The organism is Sphingomonas sp. PL-96, assembly GCF_020707215.1.
Lineage (GTDB): Bacteria > Pseudomonadota > Alphaproteobacteria > Sphingomonadales > Sphingomonadaceae > Sphingomonas.
In genome coordinates this window covers 404,762-422,910 of sequence record NZ_JAJFET010000002.1, presented here as the reverse complement: position 1 = coordinate 422,910, position 18,149 = coordinate 404,762, and the positions used below count along the sequence as shown (strand labels likewise).

The 18,149-nt window shown below is 67.9% G+C and carries 17 protein-coding genes; 4 read left to right on the top strand and 13 right to left on the bottom strand.

From position 1 onward, the window contains the following. Window positions 1-480 precede the first annotated feature (480 nt). Window positions 481-1,737, top strand: coding sequence for a 3-phosphoshikimate 1-carboxyvinyltransferase (gene aroA, locus LK533_RS07505; protein ID WP_229362155.1), 1,257 nt, complete (start codon window positions 481-483; stop codon window positions 1,735-1,737). Here aroA and LK533_RS07500 read toward each other — a convergent pair. Genes LK533_RS07500 through LK533_RS07490 form a run of 3 tightly spaced genes read right to left on the bottom strand, consistent with a single transcriptional unit; the run spans window position 1,692 to window position 4,905 of the window. Next, window positions 1,692-2,567, bottom strand: a complete 876-nt coding sequence (locus LK533_RS07500; RefSeq protein ID WP_229362154.1) for an HpcH/HpaI aldolase/citrate lyase family protein — start codon at window positions 2,565-2,567, stop codon at window positions 1,692-1,694. The two genes, aroA and LK533_RS07500, sit on opposite strands and share 46 nt — an antisense overlap. Next, window positions 2,564-3,016 (bottom strand): MaoC family dehydratase, encoded by a 453-nt coding sequence (locus LK533_RS07495; protein WP_229362153.1) that lies wholly within the window; start codon window positions 3,014-3,016, stop codon window positions 2,564-2,566. Before LK533_RS07495 ends, LK533_RS07500 begins: the two co-directional genes overlap by 4 nt. Then, window positions 3,016-4,905 (bottom strand): acetyl/propionyl/methylcrotonyl-CoA carboxylase subunit alpha, encoded by a 1,890-nt coding sequence (locus LK533_RS07490; RefSeq protein ID WP_229362152.1) that lies wholly within the window; start codon window positions 4,903-4,905, stop codon window positions 3,016-3,018. Before LK533_RS07490 ends, LK533_RS07495 begins: the two co-directional genes overlap by 1 nt. Before the next feature lie 71 nt (window positions 4,906-4,976). Here LK533_RS07490 and LK533_RS07485 point away from each other — a divergent pair, with 71 nt between their 5' ends. Continuing rightward, on the top strand, window positions 4,977-5,306 hold the full coding sequence (locus LK533_RS07485) for a GIY-YIG nuclease family protein (RefSeq protein ID WP_229362173.1): 330 nt from the start codon (window positions 4,977-4,979) through the stop codon (window positions 5,304-5,306). A 32-nt stretch (window positions 5,307-5,338) separates the two neighbouring features. Here LK533_RS07485 and LK533_RS07480 read toward each other — a convergent pair whose 3' ends face one another. Continuing rightward, window positions 5,339-6,940, bottom strand: coding sequence for a carboxyl transferase domain-containing protein (locus LK533_RS07480; protein ID WP_229362151.1), 1,602 nt, complete (start codon window positions 6,938-6,940; stop codon window positions 5,339-5,341). A gap of 28 nt (window positions 6,941-6,968) precedes the next feature. After that, window positions 6,969-8,102: an isovaleryl-CoA dehydrogenase gene (locus LK533_RS07475; protein WP_324255269.1), complete on the bottom strand. Its 1,134-nt coding sequence runs from the start codon at window positions 8,100-8,102 to the stop codon at window positions 6,969-6,971. A gap of 158 nt (window positions 8,103-8,260) precedes the next feature. Here LK533_RS07475 and LK533_RS07470 point away from each other — a divergent pair, with 158 nt between their 5' ends. Beyond that, window positions 8,261-9,238, top strand: coding sequence for a rhodanese-related sulfurtransferase (locus LK533_RS07470; protein WP_229362149.1), 978 nt, complete (start codon window positions 8,261-8,263; stop codon window positions 9,236-9,238). A gap of 49 nt (window positions 9,239-9,287) precedes the next feature. Here the strand turns inward: LK533_RS07470 and LK533_RS07465 are convergent, their stop codons facing one another. The 7 genes from LK533_RS07465 to LK533_RS07435 all read right to left on the bottom strand — a co-directional run bounded on the left by LK533_RS07465 (window position 9,288) and on the right by LK533_RS07435 (window position 16,095). Continuing rightward, entirely contained in the window at window positions 9,288-9,974 is a 687-nt protein-coding gene (locus LK533_RS07465) for an HPP family protein (protein WP_229362148.1), read from the bottom strand. Between the two features lie 101 nt (window positions 9,975-10,075). Continuing rightward, entirely contained in the window at window positions 10,076-10,960 is an 885-nt protein-coding gene (gene mmsB / locus LK533_RS07460; protein WP_229362147.1) for a 3-hydroxyisobutyrate dehydrogenase, read from the bottom strand. A 181-nt stretch (window positions 10,961-11,141) separates the two neighbouring features. Next, window positions 11,142-11,918: an enoyl-CoA hydratase gene (locus LK533_RS07455; protein ID WP_229362146.1), complete on the bottom strand. Its 777-nt coding sequence runs from the start codon at window positions 11,916-11,918 to the stop codon at window positions 11,142-11,144. 11 nt (window positions 11,919-11,929) lie between these two features. Beyond that, the gene (locus LK533_RS07450; RefSeq protein WP_229362145.1) at window positions 11,930-12,973 is read right to left on the bottom strand and encodes an enoyl-CoA hydratase/isomerase family protein; all 1,044 of its coding nucleotides are present in this window, start codon (window positions 12,971-12,973) and stop codon (window positions 11,930-11,932) included. Continuing rightward, a complete protein-coding gene (locus LK533_RS07445) occupies window positions 12,970-14,112 on the bottom strand; it encodes an acyl-CoA dehydrogenase family protein (RefSeq protein ID WP_229362144.1) in 1,143 nt (380 codons plus the stop codon). Before LK533_RS07445 ends, LK533_RS07450 begins: the two co-directional genes overlap by 4 nt. A 2-nt stretch (window positions 14,113-14,114) precedes the next feature. Further along, window positions 14,115-14,555, bottom strand: a complete 441-nt coding sequence (locus LK533_RS07440) for a hypothetical protein (RefSeq protein WP_229362143.1) — start codon at window positions 14,553-14,555, stop codon at window positions 14,115-14,117. Between the two features lie 4 nt (window positions 14,556-14,559). Continuing rightward, complete coding sequence (locus tag LK533_RS07435) at window positions 14,560-16,095, bottom strand: CoA-acylating methylmalonate-semialdehyde dehydrogenase (protein WP_229362142.1); 1,536 nt, start codon at window positions 16,093-16,095, stop codon at window positions 14,560-14,562. A gap of 149 nt (window positions 16,096-16,244) precedes the next feature. On the opposite strand from LK533_RS07435, the gene LK533_RS07430 reads away from it, so the two are divergent. Next, a complete protein-coding gene (locus tag LK533_RS07430; protein ID WP_229362141.1) occupies window positions 16,245-16,652 on the top strand; it encodes a hypothetical protein in 408 nt (135 codons plus the stop codon). A 51-nt stretch (window positions 16,653-16,703) separates the two neighbouring features. Here the strand turns inward: LK533_RS07430 and LK533_RS07425 are convergent, their stop codons facing one another. Further along, window positions 16,704-18,149: a glucoamylase family protein gene (locus tag LK533_RS07425; RefSeq protein ID WP_229362140.1), complete on the bottom strand. Its 1,446-nt coding sequence runs from the start codon at window positions 18,147-18,149 to the stop codon at window positions 16,704-16,706.

Below are 18,149 nucleotides of genomic sequence, written 5' to 3'. Positions count from 1 at the left end.
ATAGGACATATGAACTGGCTTAAGCTTTAACCGAATACCCGACGCCTTGAAAACGCCAGAACCCGGAGCCGCCGCCCACATGTCCCTTCATCTAAACCAACAATGTCAAAGAACAAAACGCCGGCGCTCCAGCAAACCCCTCTTTCAAGAGGCGCTCAGCACCACGTTTTTTGCGACCTCAGCAAGCGCTCCAGTTCGGTGCGCCGCTGCGGTGAAAAGGCCTCTAGACCCACTCCCCACACCCGTCAAACCCATTTTTCACAAATCTGACAGAAAAGCTCAAAAGTCTCGCATTTCTGCGGTTTTTCTGGTGTGTCGCCCCTGTCCCGCATACCCCTGATCCATGGAAACACCGCTCCAGGCGCCGAATCAGCCAGGCGAATCGCTGCCGCATAGGGGCCTGGGGGCTATCTCCCCTTGCCTATCCGCCTCTCCCGCGTGATTTGCCCGGGATATCCCTGACGTACCCGAAGGCGAACCATGACCGAGCCCGCTTCCGCACTGACGATCGTTCCACCCGCAGCGCCGCTGGTCGGCCGCGTGGTGCTGCCGGGCTCCAAGTCGATCACCAATCGGATGCTGCTGATCGCGGCACTCGCGCGCGGCACCAGCCGGCTTACCGGTGCGCTCAAGAGCGACGACACCATCCATATGGCGGCCGCCCTGCGCCAGCTGGGCGTGACGGTGGAGGAGCCGGACGCCACCAGCTTCGTGGTCACGGCATCGGGAACGCTGCATCCCTCCGCCGAGCCGCTGTTCCTGGGCAATGCCGGGACGGCGATGCGCTTCCTGACTGCAGCGGCCGCGACGATCCGCGGGACGACGGTGCTCGACGGCGACGCACACATGCGCAAGCGCCCGATCGCTCCCTTGGTGGCAGCACTCAAGACCATGGGCGTCGCCGCCGAGGCGCCGACAGGGTGTCCGCCGGTGCGCATCGTTGGCACTGGGATTGCAGGCGGACGCGTGGTGGTCGATGCCGGTCTCTCCAGCCAATATGTCTCTGCGCTGCTGATTGCGGCCGCCTGCGCGAATGAGGCCGTGGAGATTGCGCTGGCGGGCGGCAACATCGGCGCGCGCGGCTATATCGATCTGACCCTGACCGCGATGGCGACTTTCGGCAGCACGGTTGCCCCGACGGGGGACAGCGGATGGCGGGTCGCCCCGACCGGCTACCGTGCGGCGGACGCGATGGTCGAGCCCGACGCCTCGGCGGCCACCTATCTCTGGGCTGCCGAGGTTCTTACGGGCGGCGCCATCGACATCGGTCTTTCGCCGGAACGCTTCAGTCAGCCCGACGCCAAGGCCCAGGCGCTGATCGCCGCCTTCCCCAACATGCCGGCAGTGATCGACGGGGCGCAGATGCAGGACGCGATCCCGACGCTGGCCGTGCTCGCGGCGTTCAACAATCAGCCGGTGCGCTTCACGGGCATTGCGAACCTGCGCGTGAAGGAGTGCGACCGCACGCGCGCGCTGTGCACCGAACTCAACCGTATCCGCAGCGGCCTGGCCGAGGAACAGGGTGACGACCTGCTGGTGCATGGGGATCCGGCGCTTGCCGGGCAGACGCTCGCGACCTCGATCGAGACCTATTCCGATCACCGGATCGCGATGGCATTTGCGCTTGCCGGACTGAAGATCAGCGGCATCCGCATCCTCGATCCGGGCTGCGTCGCGAAAACCTATCCGGGCTATTGGGATGCGCTGCGATCCCTGGGGGTCGCGCTGCTGGCCTGAGGCTCCGCGCGCGCGAGCAGGTGCTGCGCCTGTTTCAGGTGCGGGGCGTCGAGCATCCGCCCCTCGTGGCGGAGCACGCCGGTACCGGGCGAGGCAGCGAAGGCAGCGACCACGCCCTGCGCATGCGCCACCTGCTCCGGTGTCGGCGTGAAGGCAGCGTTGATGACCGGCACCTGCGCCGGGTGGAGCGCGAGCATGCCGGTAAAACCGTCGCGTGCCGCCCGCGCCGCATACCGCGCCAGCCCGTCGCCATCCGCGAGCGCGGGATAAACGGTGTCGATCGCCGCCACTCCAGCCGCATGCGCGCCAAACAGCGTCAGCGAGCGCAGCATCTCATAAGGCGGCGTGTAGCGGCCATCCTCTTCGCGCGAGGTCGCAGCGCCGATCGCGGCGGGGAGATCCTCGGCGCCCCAGCTGATCCCCAGCAACCGGTCGGCTACCTCCGCATAGCTGCCGAGCGCAAACACCGCCGCGGGCGTTTCGGTGGCAATCGGCAGGATCGGCGGGCCGCGCTCCTCCAGTCGTTCGATCAACTGACGGATGCTCGCCGCTCCCTCCGCCTTGGGCAGCACGATACCGTCCGCCGACCGCGCCGCCGCGAGATCGGCGTCGAGCCGCCCGGCATCGAGCGGGTTGATGCGCACCAGCCGAAGCACCGCGCCGCCGGGCTGCGCCAGGAACGTCGCCACGTTGCCAGCGGCGGCATCCTTCGCCTCCGGACGCACCGAATCCTCCAGGTCTAGGATGATTGCATCGGCACCACTTGCGGCTGCCTTGGCGAAGCGGTCCGGCCGGTCGCCGGGCACGAACAGCAACGAGCGCAGCCTCATGCGGCACCCCGCCGCAGCAGCGCGGTGCGCAGGCAATCGCAGACCAGCTCGTCACGCTGGTTGAAGAGCTGATGGCGGAAGGTGACGATGCCCGCGTCTGGGCGCGAGCGGCTGTCGCGCAGCCCGACCACCTCAGTCTCCGCGCGCAGCGTGTCACCCAGGAACACCGGCTTGGGATGCACGAGCTTGTCATAGCCAAGGTTCGCGACCAGCGTGCCGAGCGTCGTATCGCCCACCGACAGCCCGACCATCAGCGCGAAGGTGAAGGTGCCGTTGACCAGGATCTGCCCGAACTCCGACGCGCGCGCCGCCTCCGCATCCAGGTGCAGCGGCTGCGGGTTGTGGGTCATGGTCGAGAACAGCAGATTGTCGGTTTCGGTCACGGTGCGGCGGATGTCGTGCGCGATGCGGTCGCCCACCTGCCACTGGTCGTAGGTGCGCCCCGCCATCAGCCTTCCCTCTCCACCCGCACCAGCAGCGTGCCTTCTCGCACCTGCGCACCGGCGCTCGCCCGCAGTTCGGCCACTACGCCGTCAAACGGCGCGACCAGTCCGTGCTCCATCTTCATCGCCTCCAGCGTCAGCAGCCGTTGGCCCTTCTCGACCCCCTGCCCTTCCACGACGTCGACCGCAGTGACGCGGCCGGGCATCGGCGCCAGCAGGCTGCCGTCGGCAGCGCCGCCGCTCGCTGCACCCTCGGCACGAAAGCGGCGGAACCGTCGCAGCTCGCCCTCGTGCTGCACCACCCGCCCTTCGTCGGTGTCGAAGCCGCCGAACGCCTGCATGATCGGCTCGGCGAGATCGACCGCGTAGCGGCCGCCGCGATCGTCGACCAGCGCGACCTCGCGCCGCGGGGCGGCGTTGAGGCGGAAGCCGCTGCCCCGCTCCCACGGTCCCTCGCCTTCCGGCGCGACCAGATCCTCGGCGGCCCAGCGCGCCATCGCGTCGAGCGGCAGCGTCGGTTCGGTCAGCGCAGTCAGGTGCCGTTCGATGAAGCCGGTGTTGACCGCGCCGGAGCGGAACTCCGAATGGCTGAGACAGCGGGCGGCGAAGCCCAGGTTGGTGCGCACCGGCCAGACTTGCGTCCGTCGGCAGGCGGTGGCGAGCGCCTGCGCGGCGGCCTCGCGGGTATCGCCACGCGCAATCAGCTTGCCCAGCATCGGGTCGTACTGGTCGGAGACGCGGTCGCCCTCCTCGACGCCCATGTCATAGCGCAGGTCTGCCAGGCCAGCCGCCGGGGTCGGCAGTCGCAGCACGTCGAGCTGCCCGGTCGACGGCAGGAATCCAGTTGCCGGATCCTCGGCATAGAACCGAGCCTCGATCGCATGCCCTTGAATAGCCAGCTGGTCCTGGCGCAGCGGCAGCGGCTCGCCACTCGCGACGCGTAGCTGCCATTCGACGAGGTCGACGCCGGTGATCTCCTCGGTCACCGGATGCTCGACCTGCAGCCGCGTGTTCATCTCCATGAACCAGATGCGGTCGGCGCGCAGGCCTTCCGATCCGTCGGCGATGAACTCGATGGTGCCGGCGCCCACATAATCGACCGCCGTGGCCGCGCGCGCCGCAGCGGCGCAGATCGCCTCGCGCGTGTCGACGTTCATGCCGGGGGCGGGCGCTTCCTCGATCACCTTCTGGTGCCGCCGCTGAAGCGAGCAGTCGCGCTCGAACAGGTGGACGACGTTGCCGTGGCGATCGCCGAACACCTGCACCTCGATGTGGCGGGGCGAGAGGATGTATTTCTCCAGCAGCACCCGGTCATCGCCGAACGACGAGGCGGCTTCGCGCTGACAGGATTGCAGCAGATCGGCGAATTGCGCGGGATCGTCGACGCGGCGCATCCCCTTGCCCCCCCCGCCGGCCACCGCCTTGATGAGCACCGGATAGCCAATCGCCTGCGCTTCCGCCGCCAGACGTTCGAGGCCCTGGTCATCGCCCAGATAGCCCGGCGTCACCGGCACCCCGGCGTCGATCATCCGCTGCTTGGCGGCGTCCTTGAGCCCCATCGCGCGGATGCTCGCCGCGTCCGGGCCGACCCACACCAGCCCGGCCGCGGTCACCGCCTCGGCGAAGTCGGCGTTCTCGGAAAGGAATCCATAGCCCGGATGGATCGCCTCCGCTCCGCTTGCGCGCGCGGCGGCCAGGATGCGTTCGCCGACAAGATAGCTCTCGCGCGCCGCCGCCGGGCCGATCGCCTCCGCCGCGTCCGCCAGCCGCACGTGCCGCGCGTTTGCATCGGCCTCGGAATAGACGGCGACGGTCCGGATGCCCAGCCGCCGCGCCGTACCGATAATCCGACACGCGATCTCGCCCCGGTTGGCGATGAGGAGGGAGGCGATCATGCCTTCCCCCCGTCATGCTGAACTTGTTTCAGCATCCATTCCCCCCCACGCGCCATGCTATGATGTTGGCGATGCCTAAGCAGCCCTGCGTCTACATCCTTGCCAGCCAGCCACTGGGCACGCTGTACATCGGCGTAACCAGCGATCTGGTGCGGCGCCTCCATGAGCATCGCAGCGGAAGCCATGCGGGGTTCACCTCCGCCTACGCCGTCCACCGTTTCGTGCGATACGAGCAGTTTGCGGACATGTTGGCCGCCATCGCGCGTGATAAGCAGCTGAAGCGGTGGCATCGTGCTTGGAAGATCAACCTGATCGAGTCCCAGAACCCGGACTGGCATGACCTGACCTCTGGCGTCGGCCTGCCGCCGATGGCTCCGCGGCCGCGGCGAAGTGGGCCCTGAAACGAGTTCAGGGCGACGGGCGAAAAATATGCTCACATCCGGAACACGCCGAAGCGCGGCGTCTCCGGAAGCGGCGCTTCCAGCGTCGCCGCCAGCGCGAGGCCGAGCACATCGCGCGTCTGCACGGGATCGATGATGCCGTCGTCCCACAGCCGGGCGGTGGCATGCCAGGGGTTGCCTTCGTCTTCGTACTTCTGCCGAACCGGCGCCTTGAACGCCTCCGCCTCCTCCGGCGACCAGCGATCGGCGTCCCGATGGACGGTGGCGAGCACGCTTGCCGCCTGCTCGCCCCCCATCACGCTGATCCGACTGTTAGGCCAGCTGAAGAGAAACCGTGGACTATAGGCGCGCCCGCACATGCCGTAGTTGCCAGCCCCGAAGCTCCCGCCGATCAACACCGTGATCTTGGGCACCGAGGCCGTGGCGACCGCCGTCACCAGCTTTGCGCCGTGCTTGGCAATCCCCTCGGCCTCGTACTTGCCGCCGACCATGAAGCCAGAGATGTTCTGGAGGAACAGCAAGGGCACGCGACGCTGGCAGGCAAGCTCGATGAAGTGCGCGCCCTTCACCGCGCTCTCGCTGAACAGCACGCCGTTGTTGGCCAGGATCGCGACCGGCAGGCCCCAGATATGCGCAAAGCCGCACACCAGCGAGCTGCCGTACAGCGCCTTGAACTCGTGGAACTCCGAGCCGTCGACCAGCCGGGCGATCACCTCGTGCACGTCATAGGGCGCGCGCACGTCCTGCGGCACGATGCCGTAGAGCTCCTGCGGGTCGTGCCTGGGCGGGCGCGGCGGCTGGCGGTTCACGCTCGCCTGTGCAGGGGGCGGCAGCGTCGCAACGATGTCCCGTACGATCGTCAGTGCGTGTTCGTCGTTCTCGGCAACATGATCGACCACGCCGGAGGTGCGGCCATGCGTTTCCGCCCCGCCCAGTTCCTCGGCGGTGATTTCCTCGCCGGTCGCCGCCTTCACCAGCGGCGGGCCGGCAAGGAAGATCGTACCCTGGTTACGCACGATCACGCTCTCGTCGGACATGGCCGGCACATAGGCGCCGCCAGCGGTGCAGCTGCCCATCACGCAGGCGATCTGTGGAATCCCGAGCGCCGACATATTGGCCTGGTTGAAGAAGATCCGGCCGAAGTGGTCGCGGTCCGGGAACACCTCGGCCTGGTGCGGCAGGTTCGCGCCGCCGCTGTCGACGAGGTAGATGCACGGCAGCCGGTTGGCCTCGGCGATCTCCTGCGCGCGCAGGTGCTTCTTGACGGTGAGCGGGTAATAGGTCCCGCCCTTCACCGTCGCGTCGTTGCACACGATCATCACCTGGCGACCGGACACGGGGCCGATGCCCGCGATCACGCCCGCACCCGGCACCTCGTCGTCGTAGAACCCATTGGCGGCGAGTTGGCCGATTTCCAGGAACGGCGAGCCGGGGTCGAGCAGCCGCTCGACGCGCTCGCGCGGCAGCAGCTTGCCGCGGGCGGTGTGGCGCTCGCGAGACCGCTCGCTACCGCCGCGGGCCGCGGTTGCGACATCGGCGCGCAGCCGCTTGGCCAACGCGCGGTTGTGCGCGGCATTGGCTTTGAACGTCTCGCTGTCGGGCGCGACGTTGGTGGACAGGATGGGGGCGGTCATGACAGCTCCTCCCCGCTCGCGGGGAGGATCACTGTGCCACCGGGGGATTGTGACCGATCAGTTCCCGCCCGATCAGCATCCGCCGGATCTCGTTGGTCCCAGCTCCGATATCCAGCAGCTTGGCATCCCGCAGGAACCGCTCGACCGGCCAATCCTTGGTATAGCCCGCACCGCCAAGTGCCTGGATCGCCTCGAGCGCGACCTTTACCGCATTCTCGCTCGCCAGCAGGATCGCGCCCGCGGCGTCGAACCGCGTGGTGCGTCCCGCGTCGCAGCTCCGCGCCACGGCATAGACATAGGCTCGCGCCGAATTGAGCGCGACATACATGTCGGCGACCTTGGCCTGCATCAGCTGGAACTCGCCGATCGGCCGGCCAAACTGGCGCCGCTCGCGCACGAAGGGGATCACCACGTCCAGACACGACTGCATGATGCCCAGCTGAATGCCCGCCAGCACCGCGCGTTCATAGTCGAGGCCCGACATCAACACCCCGATGCCACCGTTGAGCGGCCCCATCACCTGCTCTTCGCCCACGAAGCAGTCGTTGAAGACCAGCTCGGCGGTCGGGCTGCCGCGCATGCCCATCTTGTCGATCTTCTGCCCGATGGCGAAGCCGGCCATGTCCTTTTCGATCAGGAAGGCGGTGATGCCGCGGCTCCCCTCACCCGTCTTGGCATAGACGACCAGCGTGTCGGCATAGGCCGCGTTGGTGATCCAGAACTTGGTGCCGTTCAGTCGGTAGCCGCCGTCGACGGCTTCCGCGCGCAGCTTCATCGACACCACGTCAGAGCCGGCACCCGCCTCCGACATGGCAAGGCTACCGACATGCTCGCCCGAGATCAGCTTGGGGAGGTACTTCGCCTTCTGCTCGGCGCTGCCCCAACGGCGGATCTGATTGATGCAAAGGTTGGAGTGGGCGCCATAGCTCAGCCCCACGGAGGCGGAGGCGCGGCTCACTTCCTCAACCGCGACGACATGCTCGAGATAGCCGAGCCCCAGACCCCCGAATTCTTCCTCGACCGTGATGCCGTGCAGGCCCAGCGCGCCCATTTCGGGCCAGAGATCGCACGGGAACCAGTCCTCGGCGTCGACCCGCGCGGCCAAGGGCGCGATGCGGTCGGCGGCGAAGCGGCGCGTGGTCTCACGGATCGCCTCGGCCATCTCGCCGAGCGCGAAGTCGAAATCCGGGGTCAAATGGCCTCTCCATCTGTTCTGTTTTGCCGCAAGTGTAGCACGGGTTTCCACGAACGAAAGTTGCGCGTGCGTGAAACAGCCGAAAAGCGGCGCGGCGCTGCTGGCGAGCGGCCGCCCGATCCTCTATGTGCGCCGTATCCCCCAATTCCCGAGAACTGCCTGTGTCCGACCCGTTGCCGATCCGCGTCGTCGCGCTGTACCGCTTTACCGCCTTTCCGGACCCCGCCGCCCTGCGCGGGCCGCTGGCGCAGGTCTGCTGCGGGTTGGGCGTCAAAGGCACGCTGCTGCTCGCTCCCGAGGGCATCAACGGCACAATCGCGGGCACGGACGCCGCCATCGACGGCGCGCTTGCCGCCATCCGGGCGCTGCCGGGCTGTGCCGCGCTGGAGCACAAGGAGTCGCGCGCGGCTACCATGCCCTTCCACCGCATGAAGGTGCGGCTGAAGCAGGAAATCGTGACGATGGGAGAGCCGCACGTCGATCCGGTCGGCCAGGTCGGCACCTATGTCGCGCCGGCGGACTGGAACGCCCTGATCGCCGATCCGGACGTGGTGCTGATCGACACCCGCAACGCCTATGAGGTGGCGGTCGGCACCTTCGAAGGCGCGGTGGACCCGCAGACCGACAGCTTCCGCGACTTCCCGCGCTGGTTCCGCGCGCATCGCGACACGCTGCTGGCAGGCAAGCCCAAGGTGGCGATGTTCTGCACCGGCGGCATCCGCTGCGAAAAGGCGACGGCGCTGCTCCGCGCAGAGGGCGTGGACGACGTTTATCACCTTCAGGGCGGCATCCTGAAATATCTGGAGACCGTGCCGGAGGCGAACAGCCGCTGGAACGGCGAATGCTTCGTCTTCGACCAGCGGGTCGCGGTCGGCCACGGCTTGGCCCCAGGCAGCCATGCGCTCTGCCACGCCTGCCGCATGCCGGTCAGCGTCGCCGACCAGGCCTCCCCGTTCTACGAGGAAGGCGTCAGCTGCCCCGCCTGCTACCACCAGCGCAGCGACGCGGACCGCGCCCGCTACGCTGAACGCCACCGCCAGGAAAAACTCGCCGAGGCGCGCGGCGAGGAGCATGTCGGCGCCAAGATCGCGGATCGAGACTAACTGCTCGCATTTCGTGCTCCCGCGCAGGAGCACGATCATTGGAGTACGATCACCCGCCTCGTGCGCGCCGTGCGTTCGCGTGATGCTCTACCCGCTGGAACAGCAGGTCGAGGTCCTCCTTGCTGACGTCGAACGTCTCGCCCAGATCCTCCAGCGCGCGATCCAGGTCCTCGGGGTGCGGTACGCTTTCCTGTGGCAGCGCCGCGCGCGGCGCGACCGGCACCGGACGGTGCGGATAGGAGTGGCCGGAGAAGCGGTGGAACAGGATGCCCGCCAGCATCAGCAGCACCGCATTTACGCCGACGGGCACAAAGGCGAAGCCATAACCCGCCGACAGCACCGCCGGGCCACCCACCACGGCTGTCAGCGCCGCGGCACCGCCGGGCGGATGCAGGCAGCGCAGCAGCGACATTGCCAGGATCGCGCCGCCGACCGCGATGCCTGCCGCCAGATGCGGTACCGGCACGAACTTCGCCGCCGTAACCCCCACGACCGCCGAGACAAAGTTGCCACCTACTACTGACCAGGGCTGTGCCAGCGGGCTCGCCGGCACCGCGAATACCAGCACCGCGGCTGCGCCCATCGGTGCCACCAGCAGCGGCAGCGACGAGAGATCGCCCAAGGCCCAGAAGCTGATCGCACTGGTCAGCGCGATCCCGAGCACGCCGCCGAGGCAGGCAAGCAGGCGATCCGACAGGTTCGCACCGGCGAGAATGGGAGCAAAGAGACGGCGCATCGGTCCACCCTGTTGAGAGAGCGGCCCCTGTGCCGCCGCGCCTGCGAAGCCAAGCCAGAAAAGCGCGCCGCCCCCCAAGCAGCACTTGCGCGGCGAAGGGTTCAGCCCCGCTTGGCGAGCATCCGGATGATACCGGAAAAGTCGGTGCTGGCACCGCCATCGGCGACGAAGCTGGCGTAGAGCTCCGCCGCCCGCGCGCCCATCGGCGTATCGACGCTCGCAGCGCTGGCGGCATCCAGCGCCAGCCGCAGGTCCTTCAGCATCAGCGCCGCGGCAAACCCGCCCTGAAAGTCGTGATCGGCCGGCGTCTCCGGCCCCACGCCCGGCACTGGGCAATAGGTCGTCATCGACCAGCTCTGGCCCGAACTGGCCGAGCTGATGTCGTAGAAGGTCTGTGGGTCGAGCCCCAGCTGCTCGGCGAGCAGGAACGCCTCGCAGGTCGCGATCATCGTCGCGCCGAGCAGCATGTTGTTGCACGCCTTGGCAGCCTGTCCCGCGCCGGCCGCGCCCGCATGGATCACGGCCTTGCCCATGAGGCTCAACAGCGGCTCGGCTGCGGCAAAGGCCACGTCGCTGCCGCCGACCATGAAGGTGAGCGTGCCTGCCGCAGCGCCGGCGATGCCGCCCGACACCGGCGCGTCGACGGCAAGCAGGCCCTTGCCGGTTGCCGCCTCCGCTAGCCGGCGTGCCGTCGCCACATCGATGGTCGAGCTGTCGATCAGCACCGCCCCAGGCGCGGCGACGCCGAACACGCCCTCCTCATAAACCTGCGCGACATGATGTCCGGCCGGCAGCATGGTGACCACTGCCTCGGCACCCTCTGCGGCTGCGCGGGCGCTGCCCGCGGCCAGGCACCCCGATTTGCGCGCCCTCTCCAGCGCCGCGTCCGACAGGTCGAACGCGCGCACGTCGTGCCCGGCCTTCGCCAGGTTCGCCGCCATGCCCCCGCCCATGTTGCCAAGGCCGATGAAGCCGATCCGTGCCATGCCCTATCCTCTCCCGCCCGACTTGACCGCCGGACCTGTTCAAATCCTTGTGCTCCTGCGGAGGCAGGAGCCCAGGGTATCGTGCACCGCGAGCCGTTGCTCTGCTTGGCCCTGGATCCCTGCCTGCGCAGGGATACGGCTTCATATCCGAGGGCGGTTGCACCTCATGCAGATGCCGTTCCTACCGCCCGGTCCAGTTCCCGGGTCGCTTTTCGACGAACGCGGCCATGCCTTCCTTCTGGTCGGCGGTCGCGAACAGCGCGTGGAACAGCCGGCGCTCGAACTGGATGCCCTGGGCCAGCCCCGTCTCGAAGGCGGCGTTGACCATCTCCTTGTTCGCCTTGACCGCAAGCGGCGCCATGCTCGCGATAGTGGCGGCGGTCTTCATCGCCTCCTCGACCAGATCGGCGGCCGGCACGATCCGGCAGACGAGCCCTGCGCGCTCCGCCTCTTCGGCATCCATCATCCGTCCGGTCAGGCACATCTCCATCGCCTTGGCCTTGCCGACCGCGCGGGCCAGCCGCTGCGATCCGCCCATTCCCGGCGACACGCCCAGCTTGATCTCGGGCTGACCGAACCTGGCGGTGTCGGCGGCCAGGATGAAGTCGCACATCATCGCCAGCTCGCACCCGCCGCCCAGGGCATAACCGGCAACCGCCGCGATCACCGGCTTGCGGGTGGCGGTGACCCGGTCATAGTCGGCGAGATGGTTGGTGCCGTACATGTCGGCAAAGCCCATCTCGGCCATTTCCTTGATGTCGGCGCCGGCCGCGAACGCCTTTTCGCTGCCGGTGATCACCGCGCAGCCCTGCGTCGCGTCACGGTCGAATTCGCCGAGTGCCGCCACCAGGTCGGCGAGCACCTGTGCGTTCAGCGCGTTCAGCGCCTTGGGCCGGTTGAGCGTGATCAGCGTCACTGCCTCGCGCTGTTCGACCAGGATCGTTTCATACTCTGCCATGCGGATCTCCTTCAGCCCTGGGGGCTCCATTCGCTTCCCGCGTCCAGCGGCGCGAAGATGCGGTCGATCATGTGGTCGGTCACGCCTTCGGGCGTGTCGGGCTGCCAGCGCGGCGCATTGTCCTTGTCGACCAGCACCGCGCGCACGCCCTCGGCAAAGTCGGGGCGCTGCACCATGTGCGCCGCCACCGCATATTCCTGCCGCATCTCGTCCTCGAACGTAGGCATGGTCGCGCCGTCGAGCAGCAGCTTCAACGCGACCTTCATCGACAGGGGCGATCGGCTGCGCAGAACCGCGAGCTGCTCGGCCGCCCAGTCGCCGCCGTCCGCCTCCAGCGCCGCCAAAATCTCCTCCAACCGATCGGACGCGAACAGCCGGTCGACCGCCTCGCGCTGCTCCAGGATTGCGGCAGGCGGCGGGGTCTGCGCGAGCGCATCGAGGATCGCGGTCGCCTCCTGCGGCGCTCCCATCAGCCGCGCCTTGGCGGCACCCAGCTGGTCGGACGGCAGATAATGCGTCGCCAGCCCCAGCGCGCAGCACGCCGCACCGTCGATCCGCGCGCCGGTAAGCGCCAGATACTGGCCGATCCGCCCCGGCAGCCGCGACAGATACCAGCCTCCGCCCACGTCCGGGAACAGGCCGATCGCGGTCTCCGGCATCGCAAACAGGGTGTTTTCGGTGGCGATGCGTAAATCCGCCGGCTGCGAGATGCCGACGCCGCCGCCCATCACCACCCCGTCCATGAACGCGACGACAGGCTTGGCATAGGTGAACAGCCGGTGGTTGAGGCGGTATTCGGTCGCAAAGAAGGCGCGCGCCTCGGCGCCGTCGCCCTGCCCGCTCTCGGCGGCGCGGCGGACGTCGCCACCCGCGCAAAAGCCCCGGCCCTCGGCATGGTCGATCAGCACGATCTCCACTGCCGGATCCTCGCGCCATGCCTCCAGCGCGTCGAGCATCGTTCGACACATCGCCTCGTCCAGCGCGTGCAGCGCCTTGGGTCGCGCCAGCCGGATGCGCCCCGCCTTGCCTTCGATCTCGATCCGAACCGCGGTCATTCGCGCACCAATTCCCGTCCCACGATCATCCGCATCACCTGATTGGTCCCCTCCAGGATCGAATGCACCCGCAGGTCGCGCCAGAAACGCTCGATCGGATAGTCCATCAGATAGCCGTACCCGCCATGCAGCTGCAGCGCACGGTCCACCACCGACGATCCCGTGTCCGTGGCGAAGCGTTTGGCCATCGCGGCGAAGCGCGTCTTGTCGGGCGCATCGGCCGTCACCTTGGCGGCGGCGGTGTAGAGCAGCATGCGCGCCGCCTGCAGCTCCGTCTCCATGTCGGCGAGCGTGAACTGGGTGTTCTGAAAGTCGGCGATGGCGCGCCCGAACTGCTTGCGATCGCGGGTGTAGCGAACCGCCTCGTCCAGGCAGCGCTGCGCCCCGCCCAGCGAGCAGGCGCCGATGTTGAGCCGGCCGCCGTCCAGCCCCATCATCGCGATGCGGAAGCCTTCGCCGTCGGAGCCAACCAGGTTCTCGGCCGGTACCCGCACGCCGTCCAGGTTCACCTGCGCAGTCGGCTGCGAGTGCCAGCCGAGCTTGCGCTCCTGCGCGCCGAACGACACGCCGGCCATATCCTTCTCCACCACGAAGCAGGAGATGCCCTTGGGCCCCTCCTCGCCCGTGCGCGCCATCACAAGGTAGACGTCGTTCTCGCCCGCGCCGGAGATGAACTGCTTGGTGCCGGTCAGCACATAATCGCCGCCGTCGCGCACCGCGCGGGTGCGCAGCGCCGCCGCGTCGGAACCCGATGACGGCTCGGTCAGACAATAGCTTGCCATCCGCTCCATCGTGACAAAGTCGGGCAGGTACTTCGCCTTCAGCTCTGCCGATCCGAAGCGGTCGAGCATCCACGATGCCATGTTATGGATCGAGATGAATGCGCTGGTGGACGGGCAGCCATAGGCCATCGCCTCCATGATCAGTGCAGACTCGAGCCGGCCGAGATTGATGCCCCCGGACTCCTCCGACACATAGATCGCCGCAAAGCCCAGGCCCGCCGCCTCCTTGATCACCTCACGAGGGAAGATGTGCTTTTCGTCCCACTCGCCCGCATGCGGGGTAATGCGGTCGGCGGTGAAGCGGCGCGCCAGCTCCTGGATCTCGCGCTGCTCTTCGGTCAGGTCGAACTGATCCACGGTCACTCCATCACTGCAGAGGGGGAGGCATTCGGGCGAGGCGCAACCCACAAGAGCGCAGCCGTACCGAACACCGAAATGAGCCAGAGGTAATAGCCGGCTCCGAACGCCTCGATCGGGATCGCACCGTTGTCGCCGTACATGTCCCGCCAGAACAGGGCATCGACCCCGAGCAGCGTCAGCATCGCGGCGACGCCGCGACGCATCGAATGCTGCCGCCCTGCCTGAGAGGCCGGACGCACAAGGATCCATAGCCAGGCCGGCACGATGATCAGGTTCGCGAACCATCCGAATTTGCCGACGGTGAAGCCCAAAACGCCTAGGATCAGGATCGACCAGCCGGGGAAATGCTTCGCCGGATCGGGCCCCGCGATCACCGGCAGCCACAGCGATACCGCCCAGAGCGCCAGCAGCACGACCGCAGCGAATCGGAAGCGCCCCATCCCCTCACCCCATCGTCGGGATGACGAACGCGTCCTGCACCCGGCTGGGCCCGCCGTCCTCGCTGCCGGTCGGAAGCGCAGATCCGTCGGGCCAGCGCTGGGTGACGGTCTTCACCTTGGTCCAGAAGCGTACGCCTTCCATCCCGTGCTGGTTGGCATCGCCGAAGCCCGAGCGCTTCCACCCGCCAAAGCTGTGATAGGCCACCGGCACCGGGATCGGCACGTTGATGCCGACCATGCCCACGTTGACGCGCGCGGCAAACTCGCGCGCGGCGTGGCCGTTGCGGGTGAAGATCGCGACGCCGTTGCCGTACTGATGCTCCGAGGGCAGCCTGAGCGCAGTCTCGAAGTCCGGCGCGCGGACGATCTGGAGCACGGGCCCGAAGATCTCCTCGCGATAGCTCGTCATGGCGGGCGTCACATGGTCGAACAGCGACGGGCCGATGAAGAAGCCCTGCTCATGCCCCTGAAGCGCAAAGCCGCGCCCGTCGACGACCAGCTCGGCGCCCTCATCCACACCGCGCTGGATCCAGCCCTCGATGCGCGCGCGGTGCTCGGCGGTCACCACCGGCCCGTAATGCGCCTCCGCATCGGTCGAGACGCCGACCCGCAACGCCTCAATCGCGGGCACCAGCTTCTCCCGCAACGCCTCGGCGGTGCGCTCGCCCACCGGCACTACCACCGGCAGCGCCATGCAGCGCTCGCCCGCCGATCCGAACGCCGCGCCGGCGAGGTCGGCGACCACCTGGTCCAGGTCGGCGTCGGGCAGCACGACGCCGTGGTTCTTGGCGCCGCCCATTGCTTGGACGCGCTTCCCCGCCTCGGTCCCGCGGCGGTAGACATAGTGCGCGATGTCGGAGCTGCCGACGAAGCTCACGCCGGCGATCGCCGGATGGTCGAGGATTGCGTCGACCATCTCCTTGTCGCCGTGGACGACCTGCAGGATGCCCTCCGGCGCACCCGCCTCCAGCATCAGCTCGGCCAGCCGCACCGGCACGCTGGGGTCACGCTCGCTGGGCTTTAAGAGGAAGGCGTTGCCGCAGGCGATGGCGATGCCGAACATCCACATCGGGATCATCGCCGGGAAGTTGAACGGGGTGATGCCCGCCCCGATGCCGATCGGCTGGCGCATCGAATAGACGTCGATCCCGGGGCCGGCGCCCAGGCTGTATTCGCCCTTCAGCGCGTGCGGGATGCCGCAGGCGAACTCCACGACCTCCAGCCCGCGCTGGATGTCGCCCCGCGAGTCCGCCAGCACCTTGCCATGTTCGGAGGAGAGCAGCCGTGCCAGGCTGTCCATTTCGGCCTCGACCAGTTCCTTGAACCGGAACATCACGCGGGCGCGGCGCTGGGGGTTGGTCGCAGCCCAGCCGGGCTGCGCCGCCTGTGCAGCGGCCACGGCGCGATCGAGATCGGCGCGCGTGCCCAGCCGCACTTCCGCCTGCACCTGACCGCTGTTGGGATCGAACACGCGGCCGGTACGGCCGCTGCCTGAAGCCTCGTCGCCGGCACGCGCGACGACATGGTCGATGAAACGCATCGCTCTCTCCTCGGCGGGTGCGGCGTCTGCTGGCCGTCTACCCGTAATATTGTTTCAACTACCGCGGATAGTTGTCGGGGACAATCTTGCTCATCGATCGTTCAGCCCGCGTGTGCGATGTGCGTCCCATCAACGAAAGGTCCCATGCGATGCGTTTCCGTTTCGCTCTTCTCGCCGCCGCGCTGGTGGTCGGCGGTACTGCTTCTGCCGCGCCTCAGGACAACAGCCGCTACGAGGCGAAGCTCGCCAAGGCGCTCGAAGGTCGCACTGCGGGCAAGCCCGTGAAGTGCATCAACCTGCGCGACATCCGCTCGACCGAGATCATCGATCGCACCGCGGTCGTGTACCGGATGTACAATGGCACCGTGTACGTGAACCGGCCGTCGGGTGCCTCGACGCTCGACAACGACGACATCCTCGTCACAAAGACGTTTACCTCCCAGCTGTGCAGCATCGACATCGTCCAGCTGGTCAGCCGGACGAGCCGCTTTCCCAGCGGCTCCCTGGGGCTGAGTGAATTCACCCCCTACAGCAAGGTCGACACGGCGAAGAAGTAAGCGGCGGCGGCCGGTGCGGCGGGTCTTCCCGCACACCGGCCGCCACGTCCCTCAGGCCAGCCACCCGCCGGTGAAACCCGCCCGCTGAAGCCCCCGCCGCAGGTGCGGGTTCTTCTGCATCGTCTTCCAGATCAGGCCCGAGCGCCAGTTCTCGATCATGCAGACGATCGGCCCCTGGTCGATGCCAAGGTGATCGATGTCGACCCAGCCAATCCCCGGCACCACCTTGCCATGCTTGAGCGGCGCGTCGGCCGCGGTCAGCGTGGGATTGAACGAGTCAAGAAAGCCGTATTTGCCGTAAATGGCGGAGCCGTAGCGGGCGTGCATCGCCTCCACCGCAGGCACCACGATCTCAGGCGCGAAGGCGATCGAGCCGAGCGCCGCAGTCGGCGCCAGCGTGCCATCGTCACGATCGCCAGGGCCGCGGGCCGAATAGCTGAAGAACTCCCGCTCGCGCCCGTCCAGCCGCAGCTTGAAATCGCCGGGACCGTCGCAGGCGGTCAGCCCCCACACGTCCGCGCTATAGCCGGCCCAGCCCCCGGGGTTGTGCGCCGCATACGTTCGCTGCGCATAGGTCGCGCGACGGCTGTTCTCGAAATAGTCAAGGTCCTTGCTGGCGATATAGGGGTCGCGGATGCCGCGGAAATCGACCCAGACCTGGCTGTACTGGTGCCCGAACAGCGGCGCGAAGTGGAGATAGGGATCGCCGCCATATTGGTTCGTCCAGCTCGGCTCGAACCGCTGAGCCCAGGCGCTCCACGCTTCCGGCGGCAGCGGATGCGTCGGCGACCCCAGTGCCAGCAGATAGAGCAGCATGCCTTCATTGTAGATGTTCCAGTCGTGCGGGATGAAGCCGCTTTCCGGGTGCCAGCCCATCGACAGGAACGGCGGACGCGGCGTGATCCAGGTCCACTCCACCGCGGCATAGATCTGGTCGACCAGCGCACGGATGCGCGCTTCCTCAGGATGGTCGCCGTCGAACCAGCTCTGCGCGAACAACATGCCGCCCAGCAGCAGCGCGGTGTCAACCGTCGACAGCTCGCAGCGGGCAAAGCGCAGCCCCTTGGTCACGCCCAGAAAGTGGTAGAAAAAGCCCTTGTAGCCGCTGAACCCGGTCGCGTCCGGCCCCTGCGGCGCATTGGCAAAGAATTCAAGCGTGGCGAGCGTCCGCGTACGCGCCGCGTCCCGCGTGACCCAGCCGTGTACGACGCCGATCGGATAGGCGGTGAGCGCAAAGCCAACCGCCGCGATCGAGGCGAAGGAAGGCGTCGGCCAGCGATCCGGCGCGAGCCCCGTCTCGGGATCGGTGGTTTCCCAAAAATAGCGGAAGGTGCGCTGCTGGATATCGGCGATCAGGGCCGGCAGCGCCAGCCCGTCGTTCGCGGGCGCCGCGGCGCCGCTCCCGGCAGTCAGCAGGCGTCCCGGTTGCGCACAGCCGGCCAACAGGCTTGCCACCCCACCCGCACCGGCCAGAAGAAGATTGCGCCGGTTGAGCAT